This window comes from Streptomyces sp. NPDC102274 (assembly GCF_044766385.1).
GTDB lineage: Bacteria > Actinomycetota > Actinomycetes > Streptomycetales > Streptomycetaceae > Streptomyces.
In genome coordinates, this window is record NZ_JBIWLW010000016.1 from 42,763 (window position 1) to 59,730 (window position 16,968).

15 protein-coding genes are annotated in these 16,968 nt (G+C 69.5%); 6 read left to right on the forward strand and 9 right to left on the reverse strand.

Annotation, left to right across the window (positions count from 1 at the left end; translation table 11 throughout):
* Nucleotides 1-98 precede the first annotated feature (98 nt).
* Together ACIRQP_RS21885 and ACIRQP_RS21890 are read left to right on the forward strand one after the other, a co-directional pair.
* Nucleotides 99-1,079, forward strand: a complete 981-nt coding sequence (locus ACIRQP_RS21885) for a LacI family DNA-binding transcriptional regulator (protein WP_403892618.1) — start codon at nucleotides 99-101, stop codon at nucleotides 1,077-1,079.
* Nucleotides 1,080-1,195: 116 nt separating this feature from the next.
* A complete protein-coding gene (locus ACIRQP_RS21890) occupies nucleotides 1,196-2,566 on the forward strand; it encodes a hypothetical protein (protein WP_403892620.1) in 1,371 nt (456 codons plus the stop codon).
* Between the two features lie 77 nt (nucleotides 2,567-2,643).
* Here the strand turns inward: ACIRQP_RS21890 and ACIRQP_RS21895 are convergent, their stop codons facing one another.
* Complete coding sequence (locus ACIRQP_RS21895) at nucleotides 2,644-3,264, reverse strand: YceI family protein (RefSeq protein WP_403892622.1); 621 nt, start codon at nucleotides 3,262-3,264, stop codon at nucleotides 2,644-2,646.
* A gap of 247 nt (nucleotides 3,265-3,511) precedes the next feature.
* On the opposite strand from ACIRQP_RS21895, the gene ACIRQP_RS21900 reads away from it, so the two are divergent.
* The gene (locus tag ACIRQP_RS21900; protein ID WP_403892624.1) at nucleotides 3,512-4,021 is read left to right on the forward strand and encodes a hypothetical protein; all 510 of its coding nucleotides are present in this window, start codon (nucleotides 3,512-3,514) and stop codon (nucleotides 4,019-4,021) included.
* 123 nt (nucleotides 4,022-4,144) lie between these two features.
* Here ACIRQP_RS21900 and ACIRQP_RS21905 read toward each other — a convergent pair whose 3' ends face one another.
* Nucleotides 4,145-5,350 (reverse strand): glycoside hydrolase family 64 protein, encoded by a 1,206-nt coding sequence (locus ACIRQP_RS21905; RefSeq protein WP_403892626.1) that lies wholly within the window; start codon nucleotides 5,348-5,350, stop codon nucleotides 4,145-4,147.
* Between the two features lie 337 nt (nucleotides 5,351-5,687).
* Here ACIRQP_RS21905 and ACIRQP_RS21910 point away from each other — a divergent pair, with 337 nt between their 5' ends.
* The 3 genes from ACIRQP_RS21910 to ACIRQP_RS21920 all read left to right on the forward strand — a co-directional run bounded on the left by ACIRQP_RS21910 (nucleotide 5,688) and on the right by ACIRQP_RS21920 (nucleotide 10,015).
* Nucleotides 5,688-8,030 (forward strand): polysaccharide lyase 8 family protein, encoded by a 2,343-nt coding sequence (locus tag ACIRQP_RS21910; protein WP_403892821.1) that lies wholly within the window; start codon nucleotides 5,688-5,690, stop codon nucleotides 8,028-8,030.
* Nucleotides 8,031-8,181: 151 nt separating this feature from the next.
* Nucleotides 8,182-9,765, forward strand: a complete 1,584-nt coding sequence (locus ACIRQP_RS21915; protein ID WP_403892628.1) for an acyl-CoA carboxylase subunit beta — start codon at nucleotides 8,182-8,184, stop codon at nucleotides 9,763-9,765.
* A 46-nt stretch (nucleotides 9,766-9,811) separates the two neighbouring features.
* Nucleotides 9,812-10,015, forward strand: coding sequence for an acyl-CoA carboxylase subunit epsilon (locus ACIRQP_RS21920; RefSeq protein ID WP_403892630.1), 204 nt, complete (start codon nucleotides 9,812-9,814; stop codon nucleotides 10,013-10,015).
* A 97-nt stretch (nucleotides 10,016-10,112) separates the two neighbouring features.
* Here the strand turns inward: ACIRQP_RS21920 and ACIRQP_RS21925 are convergent, their stop codons facing one another.
* The 7 genes from ACIRQP_RS21925 to ACIRQP_RS21955 all read right to left on the reverse strand — a co-directional run bounded on the left by ACIRQP_RS21925 (nucleotide 10,113) and on the right by ACIRQP_RS21955 (nucleotide 16,959).
* Entirely contained in the window at nucleotides 10,113-10,694 is a 582-nt protein-coding gene (locus ACIRQP_RS21925) for an ATP/GTP-binding protein (RefSeq protein ID WP_031229389.1), read from the reverse strand.
* Nucleotides 10,675-11,274: a DUF742 domain-containing protein gene (locus ACIRQP_RS21930; RefSeq protein WP_403892632.1), complete on the reverse strand. Its 600-nt coding sequence runs from the start codon at nucleotides 11,272-11,274 to the stop codon at nucleotides 10,675-10,677. The genes ACIRQP_RS21925 and ACIRQP_RS21930 overlap by 20 nt, the downstream gene beginning before the upstream one ends.
* Before the next feature lie 102 nt (nucleotides 11,275-11,376).
* Nucleotides 11,377-11,790, reverse strand: a complete 414-nt coding sequence (locus ACIRQP_RS21935; protein ID WP_010984131.1) for a roadblock/LC7 domain-containing protein — start codon at nucleotides 11,788-11,790, stop codon at nucleotides 11,377-11,379.
* A gap of 10 nt (nucleotides 11,791-11,800) precedes the next feature.
* Nucleotides 11,801-15,124, reverse strand: a complete 3,324-nt coding sequence (locus ACIRQP_RS21940) for a nitrate- and nitrite sensing domain-containing protein (protein ID WP_403892634.1) — start codon at nucleotides 15,122-15,124, stop codon at nucleotides 11,801-11,803.
* 340 nt (nucleotides 15,125-15,464) lie between these two features.
* Complete coding sequence (locus tag ACIRQP_RS21945) at nucleotides 15,465-16,046, reverse strand: ATP/GTP-binding protein (RefSeq protein WP_189282429.1); 582 nt, start codon at nucleotides 16,044-16,046, stop codon at nucleotides 15,465-15,467.
* A complete protein-coding gene (locus tag ACIRQP_RS21950; RefSeq protein ID WP_030351795.1) occupies nucleotides 16,027-16,434 on the reverse strand; it encodes a DUF742 domain-containing protein in 408 nt (135 codons plus the stop codon). Before ACIRQP_RS21950 ends, ACIRQP_RS21945 begins: the two co-directional genes overlap by 20 nt.
* Before the next feature lie 111 nt (nucleotides 16,435-16,545).
* Nucleotides 16,546-16,959 carry a roadblock/LC7 domain-containing protein gene (locus ACIRQP_RS21955; protein ID WP_030351794.1) on the reverse strand — a complete coding sequence of 138 codons (414 nt, stop codon included), beginning with the start codon at nucleotides 16,957-16,959 and terminating at the stop codon, nucleotides 16,546-16,548.
* Nucleotides 16,960-16,968 lie beyond the last annotated feature (9 nt).

Sequence of the window (16,968 nt, forward strand, 5' to 3'; positions counted from 1 at the left end):
GCGCCGGTTAACTCACCGCGGAGCACCGGTACCGGTTCCGGGACCGGTACCGGCCTGTGGGGCCGCGACCGGTTTCCCACCTCTTCGGGGAGGCCACGATGCGCGTCACCATCGCCGATGTGGCGCGTGAGGCCGGCGTCAGCAAGACGACCGTGTCACGGGTGATCAATACCAAAGGTGAAGTCGACCGGGGCACGGCCGCCCGCGTCCGCGCCGTGATCGCCCGGCTCGGCTACGTACCCAGCTCGGGCGCCGTCGGACTGGCCCGCGGCAGCAGCCATACGATCGGCATGCTGGTGCCCGCGCTGAGCTGGCCATGGATGGGCGAGGTCCTTCAGGGGGTCGTGGACACCGTCGAGGCGGCCGGCTACGGCCTGCTGCTCTTCACCTGCAACCGCGGCCCCGAATCGGTGGAGCACTTCGTCACCCAGGTCTCGGCCCGCGCCTTCGACGGGCTGCTCGTCGTGGAGCCGGAGAACACCCTCGACACCATCATCGGACTGCACCGCAAGGGACTGCCCGTCGTACTGATCGACGACCGGGGCAGCCGCCCCGTGGGCTTTCCGTCCGTGGTGACCACCAACCACGAGGGCGGCGCCTCCGCGGCCCGTCATCTGCTGGCCGGCGGGCGCCGCAGACCACTCGTGATCACCGGCCCGAAGCACTTCGGGTGCGTACGCGACCGGCTCAGGGGCTTCGTCGAGGTCCTGCCCACCGAACTCGTCATGGTGGGGGACTTCACCGAACTGTCGGGACGGCTCGCGGTGGAGAAGCTCCTCAACAACCAGGTCCGTTTCGACTCCGTGTTCGCGCACAACGACGTCAGCGCGGCCGGCGCGCTACGGGCCCTGCGGGCGGCGGGGCGCAAGGTCCCCGACGATGTCGCGGTGGTCGGCTTCGACAACGTTCCGCTGGCCCGGCACACGGAGCCACCGCTGACCACCGTCCGTCAGCCCACCCAGCGGATGGGTGAGACGGCGGCTCGGCTGCTGCTCGGACATCTCGCCGGGACGTCGTCCGGTCCCGACGGGCCGGTCGTCCTGCCGACCGAGATCGTCGTCCGCGAGTCGGCGCCGTAAGCCCTCGTTTCCGTTGGTCCTCGTCAGTCCTCGTTCCCGTTTCGCCCCTGGTTCGCGCGTCCTTCGCCCGTCCTCCGCCCGTCCGGTTTGGCCGTACTTCGGGTAGCGTCATACGTATGAGGACGAGGCTGATATCGCTACTGTCCGGGCTGCTTCTCGCCTTCCTCGCCACGGCCTTCCTGGTGGCGCCGGGCGCTCAGGCCGCCATCGACGCGCCCGCGGCCACCGGTACTCAGACGGTGGCCGAGGCCCTGAAGAAGAGTCCGGTCTATGTGGACCCACGGGCCGCGGGGCAGCTCTCGGCGTCCGAGGCCGGAGACCTGGCGAATAAGATCAAGGACGCGGACAAACCGCTGTTCGTGGCGGTCCTGCCGGCGACCGCGGAGTTCCCGGCCGCGTCCGTGCTGAACAGCGTACGGGCCGAGACCGGCGTGACGGGGCTGTACGCCATCCGTCTCGGCGACGGGTTCAACGCGGGCGCCGACCCGGTGGTGCTGCCCAGCCAGGCCGTCGGCAATCTCACGGCCGCGGTCAAGGCGGGCGGCCCGGTCGACGCCGCGACCGAGCTGAACAACTTCGTCGACCAGGCCCTTCCGCAGATCCGCGGCCAGGCCCCGGCCTCCTGGGACACGGGGTCGGGATCGGGCGGTGTCGGCAGCTCTGCCACCGGGCTGATCGTGCTCGGCTCCGTGGTCGTGTTGGGCGGCGCGGGCGCGTACACCGTGGCGCGCGTCAACCGCCGCAAGCGCGACGAGCGCGTCCGCGAGGTGCTGGAGAAGCTGCGGGTCGTCGTGGACGAGGACATCACCGCGTTCGGCGAGGAGCTGGACCGGCTGGACTTCCACCCCGGTGAGCCCGGCGCCGATGACGCGATGCGCGCCGACTACGAACGTTCCCTGGACTCCTACGAGAAGGCCAAGTCCCTGATGGGCGCGGCGGAACGGCCCGAGGACGTACGGGGAGTGACCGAGGTGCTGGATGACGGCCGGTTCGAGCTGGCCACGCTGGCCGCACGCAGAACGGGCGCCCCGCTTCCGGAGCGCCGTTCGCCGTGCTTCTTCGATCCGCGGCACGGCCCTTCGACGACGGACGCGGAGTGGGCCCCGCCCGCCGGTGTCCGGCGTACGGTCCCGGTCTGCGCGGCCGACGCCGCCCGGCTGGCGGACGGTACGGAACCGCAGACCCGTACGGTGCAGACCGAGCAAGGCCCCCGCCCCTACTGGGAGGCCGGGCCGGCGTACGGACCGTGGGCCGGCGGCTACTTCGGCGGCGGGCTGCTGCCGGGGCTGCTGGTGGGCACGTTGCTCGGCTCGATGATGGCGACCCCCGCCTACGCCGCGGACTTCGGCGGCGGCGACCCGTCCGGCTTCAGCGGCGGCGACTACTCGGGCTCGGACTACGACCCGGGCGACTTCGGCGGCGGAGGCTTCGGCGGGGGAGGGGACTCCGGCGGGGGTGGCGGGTTCGACGGGGGCGGCGGCTTCTAGGCCGGACCCCTTCCGGCCGGACCCTTCCGGGCCGGACCCCTCCTGGGCCGGACCTCGTCGTACCGCGATCGTGCCGGTCAGGCCTTCTTGATCGCGGAGATGTCGAAGCTCAGCTTGACCTTGTCGCTGACCATCACGCCGCCGGTCTCCAGCGCGGCGTTCCAGGTCAGGCCCCAGTCGGAGCGCAGGATCGTGGCGCTGCCCTCGAAACCGACGCGCTCGTTGCCGTACACATCGGTGGCCGAACCGTTGAACTCCAGGTCGATGGTGAGCGGGCGGGTGACGTCCTTGATGGAGAGGTCACCCGTCAGCCGGTACGTCTCCGCGTCCAGCTGCTCGACCGAGGTGGAGCGGAAGGACATCTTCGGGAACGTCTCGGCGTCGAAGAAGTCGGCGCTGCGCAGATGACCGTCGCGGTCGGCGATCCCGGTGTCGACACTGGCGATCGAGACCTCGATCGACGCCGAGGAGCCCGCCGGATCCGAACCGTCCAGGTTCAGCGAACCCTCGTGCTCGGTGAACGTACCGCGGACGTTGGTGACCATCGCGTGCCGGACGGTGAAGCTGATCGTGCTGTGCGCAGGGTCGATGATGTATTCGCCGGTCAGCGCGGCGAGCGCCGGGTCCACCGTGGCGGTCGCGGTGCCCGCGGAGGTCGCCGCCTGAGCCGAGTCGTTCTTGCGGCCGAAGAGTCCCATGGTTCCTCCTGAGGAAGTGGTGCGCGCCGTAGTCGTTTAAGCTTCAACCACCATCACCATAGATGTCTCTGGTTCAGATTTCAACAATGTCACCCGATCGAGGCCGAGCGAGTGCGACGCCCTCTGGCGGACGCGCGTAGACATCGGGCACGATCTCCCTGTTCCACCTGCCCCACCGACCCATTGGCCCCATCGCCCATCGGCACCAATCGGCTCAACGGTCTTCAGCAGGAGAGGGAATCCCCCCATGAAAATCCGCTCGGTTCTCAGCGCGCTCGCCCTTGTGCTCGGCGCGCTCTTCGCCCCCGGCTTCGGTGTCCTGAGCACGGCCACGGACGCTCAGGCCGCCACCAAGATCACCCACGCCACCGCCACCTCGATGTTCCGGTCGTCAGGGATCACCTGGTCCTCGTCCGGTGGCTGCTCCGACCGCAACAACCCGACCTGTACGTCGTTCGACCAGCTCAACCTGGACACGGCGAAGGGGGCACAGACCCTGCGGAGCGCCAGCGGCTGCGCCCTCAACGTCACGGGTGGTACGGAGACCGGCCACGCGGGCGGCACGTACTCGCACTGGAACGGCTACAAGCTCGACTTCGGCAAGGCCACCTGCGTCACCAACTACATCAAGAACACCTTCACGTACATCGGAGTGCGCGGCGACGGTTATCCGCAGTGGCAGTCCGGTGCGGGCAATCTCTACGCCGACGAGGGCAACCACTGGGATGTGACGTTCTACAACTGCGGCGGCTGCTGACGCCGTTCGCGGTCCGTACACAGGACGGTGCCCCGCCCTCCCCGGCTCGGGAGGGCGGGGCACCGTCGTCGTGCGGGAGTGCGGGAGTGCGGGTGCGCGGGGAGCTTTCGCGCGGGAGCAGGGTCAGGAACCGACCGACACCGTCCAGCGGCGCGGGTTGCCGTCGTGCGCCGCGCCCGAGACGTCCGGCTGACCGTCCGGCTGCACGTCGTCGTACGGGAAGGCGTAGCCGATCGGGGTGTTGGCGTGCACCACCCGGGCGAAGTGGTTGGTGACCGGGTCCTTGTAGTAGTCGGCCGCCGTGGCGCCGTTCGGCTGGTCCGCGTGGCTGAGCACCGTCGAGCGGTTGAAGGCGGCCCCGAGCCGGGCGAGCAGGCCCTTCTTGTCGTCCGAGTCGGCGGGGTTGTTGGCAAACGGGCCGCTGTTGCAGGTGAAGATGTCCATCGAGGTCGGCTTGGCGAAGGTGTGACCCCCGTTGAAGGTGAGCGTGTCGCCGCTGACCCGGCCGGTGAACACGCCCCGCCCGCCTTGGAGATCGATCCGCAGATCCGTGGAGCGGTACTTCTCCCAGACCTGGTCGACATAGCTGTCGAAGACACGCGCGAAGGGCGTCTGGCCGGCCAGGTTCTGCGGCGAGATGACCCGCAGGACCCGCCCGTCCCCGCCGCGCAGGACCAACTGGTCCCAGGGGTGTCCGTCCACCCCCGCCTGGGCGGTGAGCCCGTCCGCGATCCGGTCCAGAGCGCCTTCGGGCAGCGGGGCGACCGTATGGGTGGCGTCGCCCTCCAACGTGATGCCGATGGGCAGGGCCGTCACCAGGTCGACATAGCTGATGTTGGAGAACAGTTGGTCCTGGTTGAAGGTGAACTCGCAGAACGACCAGGTACGGCCGTAGTTGGGGTCGGCCGAGGTCGCGAAGGCGGGCTCGACCAGGGCGGGGCCGGGGTTGAGGAAGAAGTCCAGCGTGTCGTCGCGTACGAAGTAGACGCGGGCGCCGAACATCCGGGGCAGCGTCAGGACGACCGGCGCGCCGCCCGCGGGGTTCAGCGGGATCGCGCAGTCGACCGGCAGCGGGGTCCCCGGCGCCCCGGGTGACTCCGGCCGGTAGACACTGCCGTCGGCACGCAGCAGCACCCAGCCGTTGGTGGCCTGGTCGTGGCCGGTGACGTAGGCGTTGACCGCGCCCGGCAGCGACGTGTTCCGCAGGGCGAGCTCACAGGTCTCCGGGGCGGCCGACGCGTGGGGGCTGAGTACGCTTCCCCAGGCGGGATAGGTGAGCGCTGTCGCGGCCGCGGCGGTGCCGGTGAGGAACAGTCTGCGGGATATCACGAATGTTCTCCTGGAATGTGGGGGGAACGCAGGGAGTAACGCGGTATGTGGGGGCCGCGCCTGCGTGGGCACCCACTCTCGCGACGCGCGGGGAACGCGTCAAGAGTTGAGCCTGAGAGCGCTCTCAAAATATTGAGGTCTTCACAACACGGCTGACACGGGCCGCTGTTGGGCGGGCCCGCGTCGGGACCGTTGAAAGCCGCCGGACGGGGTGCTAGGGCCTGTCTTCAAAGTCCCGCCTGCCCGGCGGGCGGACGGCGCTACTTTGAAGACACGCCCTAGACCAACGGGCTGCCGGTCTACACCACTTCCGATCGTGGGGGTCTCCGTGTCGCTGCTGTCCGCCTGGTCCCGTCGTGCTCTGCTGACCGTCACCGGAGCGCTCCCCCTCTCGCTCGCGCTCTCCCGCCCGGCCGCCGCCGGACAGCGGGCCGCCGCCGACGAGTTCGAGGAGCTGCGGCGGCGCTGGGTGGAACTCCAGCTCGGCACCGGCTACGACCCGGCCGTCGAGCCGTACGCCTCCCGGCTCGCGCGGACCGGTGAGCTGGCCGCGCGCTTCCGGCAGTCGATGGCCCCGGCCACCGCCTCCCTCTGGCCGGACCACCCCTTCGATCCGCCGTCCGGAATCACCCAGAGCTACAGCAGGCTGTGGACGATGGCGCAGGCCTACGCGCAGCCGGGCACCGGGCTCACGGGCGACGCGGCGCTCCTCGCCGACGTCGTACGCGGCCTCGGCCATCTCGCCGCCACCGCCTACCGTCCCGGGACCACTCCGTACGGCAACTGGTGGGAGTGGCAGATCGGCTCTCCCCGGCTGCTCATGGATCTCGTGGCCGTCCTGTACGAGCACCTCACCGAGGAGCAGCGGGCCGCGGCCTGCGCCGCCGTCGACCACTTCGTCCCCGACGCGCTGCTCACCGACTACTCGGGCACCAGCACCGGCGCCAACCGGGTCGACCTCTGCCGCTCCGTCGCCCTGCGCGGGGTGCTCGGCCGCGCCCCCGCCAAGCTCGCCCTCGCCCGCGACGCCCTCTCGCCCGTCTTCCCGTATGTCACGAAGGGCGACGGCCTCTACGTCGACGGCTCCTTCGTCCAGCACACCTGGGTCGCCTACTCCGGTACGTACGGGCAGGTCATGCTGGACGGGCTCGGCCGGCTGTTCACCCTGCTCGCCGGCTCCACCTGGGCCGTCACCGACCCCCATCGGCAGATCGTCCTGGACAGCGTGGAGCACGCCTTCGCACCGCTGATCTACAACGGGCTGATGATGGACGGCGTCAACGGCCGGGCCATCAGCCGCGGTTATCTCACGAGCGACGATCAGGCGGTGATGCGGAGCGATCACTTCCATGGCCAGGGGCTGATCGCGGCCATCCCCCTGCTCGCCGGCGGCGCCTCCCCGGCCGAGCGGGAGCGCTGGACCGCCCTGGTCAAGGGGTGGATCGAGCGGGACACCGTCTCGCCGATCCTCACCGCCCGCCAGTTCGAGGTCGCCGACCTCTCCCGGCTGCACGCCGTCGCCGCCTCGGCGGTACCCGCCGCTCCCGAGCCGGTCGGCCACACGCTCTTCACCGCGATGGACCGCGCCGTGCACCGGCGGCCCGGCTGGGCCGCCGCGCTCTCCATGGCCTCGGACCGGATCACGCACTACGAGTGCGGCAACGGCGAGAATCCGCGCGGCTGGCACACCGGCGCCGGAATGCTCTACTGGTGGGGCGCGGACCGGGGCAACGACCAGTACACCGACTGGTTCTGGCCCACGGTCGACCCGTACCGGCTGCCGGGCACGACGGTCTCCACCAAGCGGCTCGCGGACCGGGCAGGCGGCGAGTGGGGCGCCCCCAAACCGGCCGTACGGTGGGTCGGCGGCGCGACGGACGGGGAGTTCGCCGCCGTCGGCCAGCATCTCAAGGGCCTCGGCTCGACCCTCGAAGCCCGCAAGTCGTGGTTCTTCGCGGCCGACGCCGTCATCTGTCTGGGCGCGGGGATCAGCGCCGCGGACGGGGTGCCGGCCGAGACGGTCGTGGACAACCGCAACCTCGGCGAGAACGGCGCCGACGCGTTCACGCTCGACGACGGGCCGCGCCCCCGCTGGGCCCATCTGGACGGCCATGGCGGCTGGGTCTTCCCCGGCGGCGCCGGCGTACACACCCTCGCGGAGGTGCGCACCGGCGCCTGGAGCGACATCAACACCACCAGTTCCACCGAACGGCGTACTCGCCGCTATCGGACTCTCTGGCTGGACCACGGCATCGATCCGGTGGACGCCTCGTACGCCTATCTGTTGCTGCCCGGCGCCTCCCGGCGTACCGTGACGGCTCGCGCCGCCGACCGTCACTGGCTCGGGATCCTCGCCAATACGGCGGCCCTGCAGGCGATGGAGATCCGCTCACTCGGCTGTACCGCCGCGAACTTCTGGCGGCCGGGGACGGCGGGGCCGCTCACCGCGTCCGCTCCCGCCAGCGTGCTCGTCGTGGTCCGCGGCCGTACGGCGGTGCTCGTCGCGAGCGGGCCCACCCGCACGGGGGAGCCGCTGGAGATCGTCTGGGACCGGCCGGTACGGCGGGTCACCGGCCGGGACCCGGCCGTCGAGGTGCTCGCGGCGGGCCGTAGCGTACGGCTGAGGATCACTCCGGGAACAGCGGGCGCGAGCCATCGCTGTGAGTTTGCCGTGAGCTGACATCTAGGGGAATCCCACAAGAGTCGGGGGTACCTTCCTGTTCAGGAACCCCGCATCGGGCCGGGTTCTGTCCAGGCCCACCAGGAATACCGCCACGAGACTGTGTGGAGTCGACGGCGCGATTCCTTGGTGCTCTTCGTAGGGTTGGGACATGACCGTAGTGGACGAGACGACGGACGAGGCCGCAGACGCCCGGGGCCGTGTGGCCGAACTGCACGCCCTGCGCGAGGAGGCCCGTCGTGGGCCGAGCGACCGGGCGACCGAGGCGCAGCGCGCGAAGGGCAAGCTGACGGCTCGGGAGCGTATCGAGCTGCTGCTCGACGAGGGGTCGTTCAGGGAGGTCGAGCAGCTGCGCAGGCACCGCGCCACTGGTTTCGGCCTGGAGTCCAGGAAGCCGTACACCGATGGTGTCATCACCGGCTGGGGCACGGTCGAGGGTCGTACGGTCTTCGTGTACGCGCATGACTTCCGGATCTTCGGTGGTGCGCTGGGTGAGGCCCACGCGACGAAGATCCACAAGATCATGGACATGGCCATCTCGGCCGGTGCGCCGCTGGTCTCGCTGAACGACGGGGCGGGGGCCCGGATCCAGGAGGGTGTGTCGGCGCTCGCCGGTTACGGCGGGATCTTCCAGCGCAACACCCGCGCCTCCGGTGTCATCCCGCAGATCAGTGTGATGCTCGGGCCGTGTGCGGGCGGTGCCGCCTACAGTCCGGCGCTCACCGACTTCGTGTTCATGGTCCGTGAGACCTCCCAGATGTTCATCACGGGCCCTGATGTGGTCAAGGCCGTCACGGGTGAGGAGATCACCCAGAACGGTCTGGGCGGTGCCGATGTGCACGCGGAGACCTCGGGCGTCGCGCATTTCGCGTACGACGACGAGGAGACCTGCATCGCCGAGGTGCGCTACCTCCTGTCGATGCTTCCGCAGAACAACCGGGAGAACCCGCCCACAGTCGCCTCCGGGGACCCGGCGGACCGCCGCTCCGACGTGCTGCTCGATCTGGTGCCGGCGGACGGCAACCGCCCGTACGACATGCACAAGGTCATCGAGGAACTCGTCGACGAGGGCGACTTCCTGGAGATCCACGAGCGCTGGGCCCGTAACATCATCTGCGCGCTGGCGCGACTGGACGGTCAGGTCATCGGGATCGTCGCCAACCAGCCGCAGTCACTGGCAGGGGTCCTGGATATCGAGGCATCGGAGAAAGCTGCGCGCTTTGTCCAGATGTGCGACGCTTTCAATATCCCCATTGTCACGCTGCTGGATGTGCCCGGCTTCCTGCCGGGCGTCGACCAGGAGCACGGCGGGATCATCAGGCACGGTGCCAAGCTCCTGTACGCCTACTGCAACGCCACGGTGCCGAGGATTTCCCTGATCCTGCGCAAGGCGTACGGAGGGGCCTACATCGTGATGGACTCCCAGTCCATCGGGGCCGACCTCACGTACGCCTGGCCGACCAATGAGATCGCGGTGATGGGCGCCGAGGGTGCCGCCAATGTCATCTTCCGCAAGCAGATCGCCGAGGCCGAGGACCCCGAGGCCATGCGAGCCCGCATGGTCAAGGAGTACAAGGCCGAGCTGATGCATCCCTACTACGCGGCGGAGCGCGGACTGGTCGACGACGTCGTCGACCCCGCGGAGACCCGTGAGGTGCTCGCGAGCGCCCTCGCGATGCTCCGCACCAAACACGCCGACCTGCCGTCCCGCAAGCACGGCAACCCCCCGCAGTGACCCTGCGTCCCGCGCCCTCCCGCCGAGAAGACGGAGACACGACTCCATGAGCGATCCCACGAACGAATCCCTGCTGCGCGTCGAGAAGGGCCAGGCCGGCCCCGAGGAGCTGGCCGCCATCACGGCGGTGCTGATGGCCCGTGCCGCCGCGCAGCCCGAGTCCCCGGCCCACCGGGGCCGCTCCACCGCCGGCTGGCGCCGGCTGGAGCGCACGCCCGGCTTCCGCGCCCCGCACAGCTGGCAGGGCTGAGAGCACATCGCCCAGCACGCGAGCACGCGGCACCGAGGCACCGACGAAGGCCCCCGCACTCCTGGTGAGTGCGGGGGCCTTCGTATGACTGCCACGGTTACCGGAGTCGGGCCATGAGGGCGTGTTCGACGAGGGTGATGAGTCCGCTTTTGGCGTCGGCGCGGTGGCGGGCGTCGGTGGTGATGATGGGGGTGTCGGGGCCGATCTGGAGTGCTTCGCGTACTTCGTCGGGGGTGTAGGGCTGGTGTCCGTCGAAGCCGTTGAGGGCGATGACGAAGGGGAGTCCTGAGTTTTCGAAGTAGTCGACTGCGGGGAAGCAGTCGGCGAGGCGGCGGGTGTCGACGAGGACGACGGCGCCGATGGCGCCGCGGACGAGGTCGTCCCACATGAACCAGAAGCGGTCCTGTCCGGGGGTGCCGAAGAGGTACAGGATGAGGTCTTGGTCGAGGGTGATGCGGCCGAAGTCCATGGCCACGGTGGTGGTGGTCTTGTCTCCGGTGTGGGTGAGGTCGTCGATGCCGGCGGATGCGCTGGTCATGACGGCTTCGGTACGCAGCGGGTTGATCTCCGAGACGGCGCCGACGAACGTGGTCTTGCCCACGCCGAAGCCGCCCGCCACCACGATCTTCGCGCTGGTGGTTGAGCGGGCTGCACCGCCGCTAGAGCTTGCGAAGTCCACTGAGCACCCTTTCGAGCAGTGTCACGTCTGGCTGGCCTCCGACGGCCTCGTCGCCGCCGGGCTGATGGATGGCGACAAGTCCCGCCTCCGCCAGGTCGGCTACGAGGATCCGGGCCACGCCGAGGGGGATGGAGAGGAGCGCCGAGATCTCGGCGACCGATTTGATCTCGAAACACAACTGGCAGATCCGCTGGTGCTCGGGCAACTGCCCGTGCAACTGGGACGGATCGGCCGTCGTACTGACCAGCGCCTCGATGGCGAGCTGGTACCGCGGCCTGGTCCGGCCGCCGGTCATGGCGTACGGGCGCACCAACGGGTTGTGCGTGCCCATGGGTTCGGGCTCGGGCGAGTGCCGCGGCTGCACCGGCTGGATGCGGGGCCGCTGCGGCTGCTCGTACGGCTGCTGCGGCGGGGGGTGGGGCTGCTGCCGCGGTGCGCGCTGTGGTGGGCGCGTACGGTCCTGGTTCCCCTGGCCGACCTGACTGCTCGGCGTGGAGGGAAAGTTGAAGCGGTTCCGGGCATGCTCACCCGGGTACCGCGCGTCATCGTCATAGGGATGTCCGCCTGGGGGTGTAGCCACGTTTCCTCCTCCGACTGCCGGTCGCCGGGCCCTATGTTGACGGACCTGTGGAATCCGCGCCACCGAACCCTAATGGTGCGGCGGCGGGCAGCGCACTGTCTGTCAGTTGAGCAGACTTCCCTGGAGCTCGGCGCGGAGGTCCGGGGTGAGGACCGTGCCCGCGCGGTCGACCAACAGGGCCATCTCGTAGCCCACCAGGCCGATATCGGCCTCCGGGTGGGCGAGGACGGCCAGTGAGGAACCGTCCGAGATGGACATCAGGAAGAGGAAGCCGCGCTCCATCTCGACAACGGTCTGGTTGACGGCGCCCCCCTCGAAGATCCGGGAAGCCCCCGCGGTGAGCGAGGTCAGACCGGACGCCACGGCCGCGAGCTGATCGGCGCGGTCGCGGGGGAATCCTTCGGACATGGCCAGCAGGAGTCCGTCGGCGGAGACCACCACGGTGTGGGACACCCCAGGGGTGTTGTCCACAAAGTTGGTGATCAACCAGTTCAGATTCTGCGCCGCCTGGCTCATCGGGCTCACACTAACGCTCCTGGTTGTAGGTACTGCCCGAGCCGTAGCCCGGTCCGTTCGTGTCCGCTCCCGCGTTGCGTCCCCGCTGGACACCGCGTCGCAGGTTGCTCAACCTGCCACGAATGTCCTCCGGGGCGCGGGAAACCTGGGTACCGCCCTGTGGGGTCTGCTCCGCCGCTCCCTCGACCAGATTGGCCTTGGGCACGCGGCGGGGGAGACCGGACGAGGTGACTCCGCCGGCTTTGGGCTCACGCAGTTTCTCGGCCCGCTGCCAGCGGTCGTCGTTCGTGGAACGCCAGTCCTCCGAGTCGGCCGCCTCGCTCCGGCCGGTGCCGCTGCCGTCGCCGCCCTCGCCGGGCAGCGAGGTCGGCGCCGCCTGGTCGGACTGTCCCGTCCGATCAGTCTGACCGTTCTGACCGGTCTGGCCCTCGTCCTGACCGGTGGGCTGCCGCTCCTGCGGTTGCTGGCTGCTTCCCCGGCGCGGCAGGCCCGCATCCGTCAGCGCGTGGCTCGCGCTCCGGGAAGGGCCCGGACGGTCGAAGCCTACGCGTTCGCCGGCCGTCCCGGGAGCGCCCCCGGCAGATTCCGCTTCGGTCCGCGACTCGGGTGCGTACGCGCCTTGGTAGCCGTTCTGAGCAGTCCAGTCTTCCTGGCGGGGCTGGGCGCCGAAGGCGTTCTCGTACGTTCCCTCGGAGCCCTGCGGAAGCTGGTACGACGCCTCCGTGTAAGCCTGCTGCCCCTGCTGTCCCTGCTGTCCTTGGAACGCGTCGGGCTGCTGGTACGTGTCGGGCGCGCGGTACTCCTCGTAACCGCCGCTCTGGTACGCCGTGCCGTTCTCCTCCGGCCGTGCCGCGTAGCCGGGGTCGTACGACGCCTGCTGAGGCGCGTACCGGCCGTCGACCTCCTCGCGGTACTGGCCGTCGATCTGGTCGGTGAAGAGCGGCTGCGGGACGTCCTGCGCACCGCCCAGCGCGGCCCGCCGCTCCTCGCGCCGCAGCGTGCGGTTGACCGGGTCCAGCGTGCGGGAGTCGCCCGCCGCCGGCTGCTGCTCCTCGTAGCGGGAGTCGTCGAAGCCGAGTTCGGCGGCGGTCAGCATCGGAGTGGTCGGGAAGGCCTGCTCCTCCAGCTGCGCCACCGGCTGGTCGGGCATGATCTGCGAGACGGTGAAGTCGTCGGCCGCGGCCGGTTCGCCGCCACCGCCGCCGTGTGTGATCGCGTCGGGGAGCATGACCAGCGAGGTCGTGCCCGCCTGCTCGCCCGAGGGGCGCAACTGGACGCGGATACCGTGCCGGTCGGCGAGCCGGCCGACCACGAAGAGTCCCATGCGCTGGGAGACGGTGGCGTCCACGGTCGGCGGGTTGGCCAGCTTGTGGTTGATGTCCGCGAAGTCCTCGGCGGTCAGGCCGATGCCCTTGTCGTGGATCTCGATCATCACCCGGCCGTCGGGCAGCCGGGTCGCGGTGACCCGCACCTTGGTCTGCGGCGAGGAGAACGTGGTGGCGTTCTCCAGCAGCTCCGCCAGCAGATGCACGAGGTCGGTCACGGACTGGCCGTGGATCTCGGTCTCGGGTACGCCGGACAGCTCGATGCGCTCGTACGACTCCACCTCGGAGGAGGCGGCGCGGAGCACGTCCACCAGCGGCACCGGCTGGTTCCAGCGGCGGCCCGGCTCCTCGCCCGCGAGGACGAGCAGGTTCTCGCCGTTGCGCCGCATACGGGTCGCCAGATGATCCAGCTTGAAGAGGTTCTCCAGCTGGTCGGGGTCGCCCTCGCGGTTCTCCAGCTCGGAGATCAGGGACAACTGGCCCTCGATCAGCGACTGGCTGCGGCGCGAGAGGTTCGTGAAGATCGCGTTGACGTTGCCGCGGAGCATGGCCTGCTCGGCGGCGAGCCTGACCGCCTCGCGGTGGACCTGGTCGAAGGCGCGGGCGACCTCGCCGATCTCGTCGCGCGAATCGATCGGGATGGGCTGGACCCGGGTGTCGACCCGGCCCGGCTCGGCCCGGGAGAGCTGGTCGACCAGCATCGGCAGCCGCTGCTCGGCGATCCCGAACGCGGCCGTACGCAGCGAGCGCATCGAACGGCTCATCTGCCGGGCCATCATGCCCGCCAGGATGAACGCGGCCAGCAGCGCGATCACCACGACGGCGCCGTTGATGATGGCGTCGTTCCTGGCGTTCACCGAGATCTGCGCGGCGTCGATGACGGCCCTGTCGACGAGACCCTTCTCGATCACCGTGTAGCCGTCGAACTTGGCGGTGGAGGCGGCCATCCATGTCTCGGGTGTGACCCCGCGCGCCGCGAGCTGCTCGGGGCTGTCCCCGGTGGCGATGGCCGCGACCATGCCGTCCAGGACCGAGCCGTCCTTGCTCGGCGGCGCCTTGAAGTCCTGGCCGGCGGCCATGGCCTGCTGCTGCGCGGTGGCGAGCTTCCTCGCCCCGGCCGCCGCCTGCTCCTTCATCACGTCCTGAAGCTTGAGGACGTCCTCGGCGGTGCCGCCGGAGACGTACTCGCCGACGGCGATGTCCTCCAGGTAGGCGTACGAGGAGAACGCGACCAACTGGCCGTTCCTGACGTCTTCCTTCTGGCTCGGCCTGACCAGCAGATGCATCCCGATGGAGCGCTGGAGCGACTCGGCGGCCTTGGCGAGCTGGATCGCGTAGACGGTACGGCCGTAGCTGGTGATGTTGCTCGTGCCGAGCCCGAGTTCGTTGGCGAATTCCATGAGGGAGTGCTGAACCAGCACATAACCCTCCTCGGTCGCTACGGGACCGCCGTTGTCGCCGTTCTTCTCCGGGGTCTCGACGCCCGCGGTGTACGCGGTCTTCCGGACGTTCTCCAGCTTGGGCTCTTCGCCGCGGAACAGGCCGAGACGGCGCTTCAGGCCCTCCTTCGCGGGCATGTCCCGCACCGCCACGTCGAACTTCTTCTTCGCGGCGTCCGTGGCCGCGCGGGCCTGGACGACGCTCTGGGCGTCGCGCTTGTTGGTCAGCAGCGGCTGCGCGGTGAGGTCGCGCTCATTGAGCAGTGCCTGGCCGTACTCCGCGGCGGCCCGTACGACAAGCGCCGTCTGCTCGGCGTCCTGCGCTTCGCGCCAGGTGTCGATGGACCCTTTGACCTGGAATCCACCCATCACGAGGCCGACCAGCACGGGGATGAGCAGAATGGCGTTCAGCCGGGTGCGCACGCGCCAGTTGCGCGGCGAGAACCGGCTGGAGCTGCCCGCCACCGGCGGCGAGCCGGTCGCGACCGCAGGCGGCACCGCTGCGCGCGGCGGCGGGGTGAAGTTGCCCCGCGCCTGCTGCTCCGCGGAGCTCGTCTTGCTTCGCCTCACTCGACCAACAACCTCTCGGCGTCGGCACCTACGTTTGTGCCGTGTTCTGTTCAGGGCCGTACTACTCGGGAGTTGTCGAATTCCAGCACGGGTAAGGGTCCCATTCCAAACAGCAGGAATCAGCCATTCCGAGTGGTACAAGCCTCACATAAAACGGGCATAAAGAACGAGCCCCGTCAAAAGGCGGGGCTGATGTGAGCGCAGCGACACCGGACGAGTGCGTCGGGTGTCCGGGGGCCGTGAATTCTCTGTCGAAATGTTATGAACATGGAGGCGGGCCGTGTCCGAACGACATAGCCCGCCTCTCAGATCTCCTACGTCAACTACCGTAGCCGCTCGTCTACTTGAGTCGGGCCATGAGGGCGTGTTCGACGAGGGTGATGAGTCCGCTTTTGGCGTCGGCGCGGTGGCGGGCGTCGGTGGTGATGATGGGGGTGTCGGGGCCGATCTGGAGTGCTTCGCGTACTTCGTCGGGGGTGTAGGGCTGGTGTCCGTCGAAGCCGTTGAGGGCGATGACGAAGGGGAGTCCTGAGTTTTCGAAGTAGTCGACTGCGGGGAAGCAGTCGGCGAGGCGGCGGGTGTCGACGAGGACGACGGCGCCGATGGCGCCGCGGACGAGGTCGTCCCACATGAACCAGAAGCGGTCCTGTCCGGGGGTGCCGAAGAGGTACAGGATGAGGTCTTGGTCGAGGGTGATGCGGCCGAAGTCCATGGCCACGGTGGTGGTGGTCTTGTCTCCGGTGTGGGTGAGGTCGTCGATGCCGGCGGATGCGCTGGTCATGACGGCTTCGGTACGCAGCGGGTTGATCTCCGAGACGGCGCCGACGAACGTGGTCTTGCCCACGCCGAAGCCGCCCGCCACCACGATCTTCGCGCTGGTGGTCGACCGGGCTGCTCCGCCGCTAGAGCTTGCGAAGTCCACTGAGCACCCTTTCGAGCAGTGTCACATCCGGCGTGCCGCCGGCCTCTCCGTTACCCGGCTGGTGGATCGCGACCATGCCCGCTTCCGCCAGGTCGGCCACGAGGATGCGCGCGACGCCCAGCGGCATCGTCAGCAGCGCCGACACCTCGGCCACCGACTTCACCTCACGGCACAGGTGGCAGATCCGCTGGTGCTCGGGGAGCAGGGTGGCGAGATGCGCCGGGTCTGCCGTCGTACTGACCAGCGCCTCGATGGCGAGCTGGTACCGCGGCCTGGTCCGGCCGCCGGTCATGGCGTACGGACGTACCAGCGGCTGATCGCCTTCAGGACCGTACGACGCGTCGACCGAGGCGCCGTACGGATCGTGCGAGGCGGGTGGCGGGGTCATGAATCCTCCGGGCGTGACAGCAGGATGTCTGCGTGCCGTCTGACTTGGCCGGTGGGGGGCCGGGGTTGGGCGGCCTGACGGTGATGGGGCTTGGGGCGATCCTCGGGAGCCTCAGTGCAACAGACTTCCCTGGAGTTCGGCGCGCAGGTCCGGAGTGAGGACCGTACCGGCGCGATCGACCAGGAGGGCCATTTCGTACCCCACCAGACCGATGTCGCACTCGGGGTGTGCGAGGACGGCCAGGGAGGAACCGTCGGAGACGGACATGAGGAAGAGGAAGCCGCGCTCCATCTCCACCACGGTCTGGTTGACCGGGCCGCCTTCGAAGATCCGGGAAGCCCCCGCGGTGAGCGAGGTCAGACCGGACGCCACGGCCGCGAGCTGATCGGCGCGGTCGCGGGGGAAGCCCTCGGACATGGCCAGCAGAAGTCCGTCGGCGGAGACCACGACCGTGTGGGACACCCCAGGGGTGTTGTCCACGAAGTTGGTGATCAACCAGTTCAGATTCTGCGCAGCCTGACTCATCGGACTCAA

Coding starts and splice junctions, on each gene's coding strand:
- ACIRQP_RS21885 (WP_403892618.1), top strand. CDS start 99: ATGCGCGTCACCATCGCCGATGTGGCGCGTGAGGCCGGCGTCAGCAAG.
- ACIRQP_RS21890 (WP_403892620.1), top strand. CDS start 1,196: ATGAGGACGAGGCTGATATCGCTACTGTCCGGGCTGCTTCTCGCCTTC.
- ACIRQP_RS21895 (WP_403892622.1), bottom strand. CDS start 3,264: ATGGGACTCTTCGGCCGCAAGAACGACTCGGCTCAGGCGGCGACCTCC.
- ACIRQP_RS21900 (WP_403892624.1), top strand. CDS start 3,512: ATGAAAATCCGCTCGGTTCTCAGCGCGCTCGCCCTTGTGCTCGGCGCG.
- ACIRQP_RS21915 (WP_403892628.1), top strand. CDS start 8,182: ATGACCGTAGTGGACGAGACGACGGACGAGGCCGCAGACGCCCGGGGC.
- ACIRQP_RS21920 (WP_403892630.1), top strand. CDS start 9,812: ATGAGCGATCCCACGAACGAATCCCTGCTGCGCGTCGAGAAGGGCCAG.
- ACIRQP_RS21935 (WP_010984131.1), bottom strand. CDS start 11,790: ATGAGCCAGGCGGCGCAGAATCTGAACTGGTTGATCACCAACTTTGTG.
- ACIRQP_RS21950 (WP_030351795.1), bottom strand. CDS start 16,434: ATGACCCCGCCACCCGCCTCGCACGATCCGTACGGCGCCTCGGTCGAC.
- ACIRQP_RS21955 (WP_030351794.1), bottom strand. CDS start 16,959: ATGAGTCAGGCTGCGCAGAATCTGAACTGGTTGATCACCAACTTCGTG.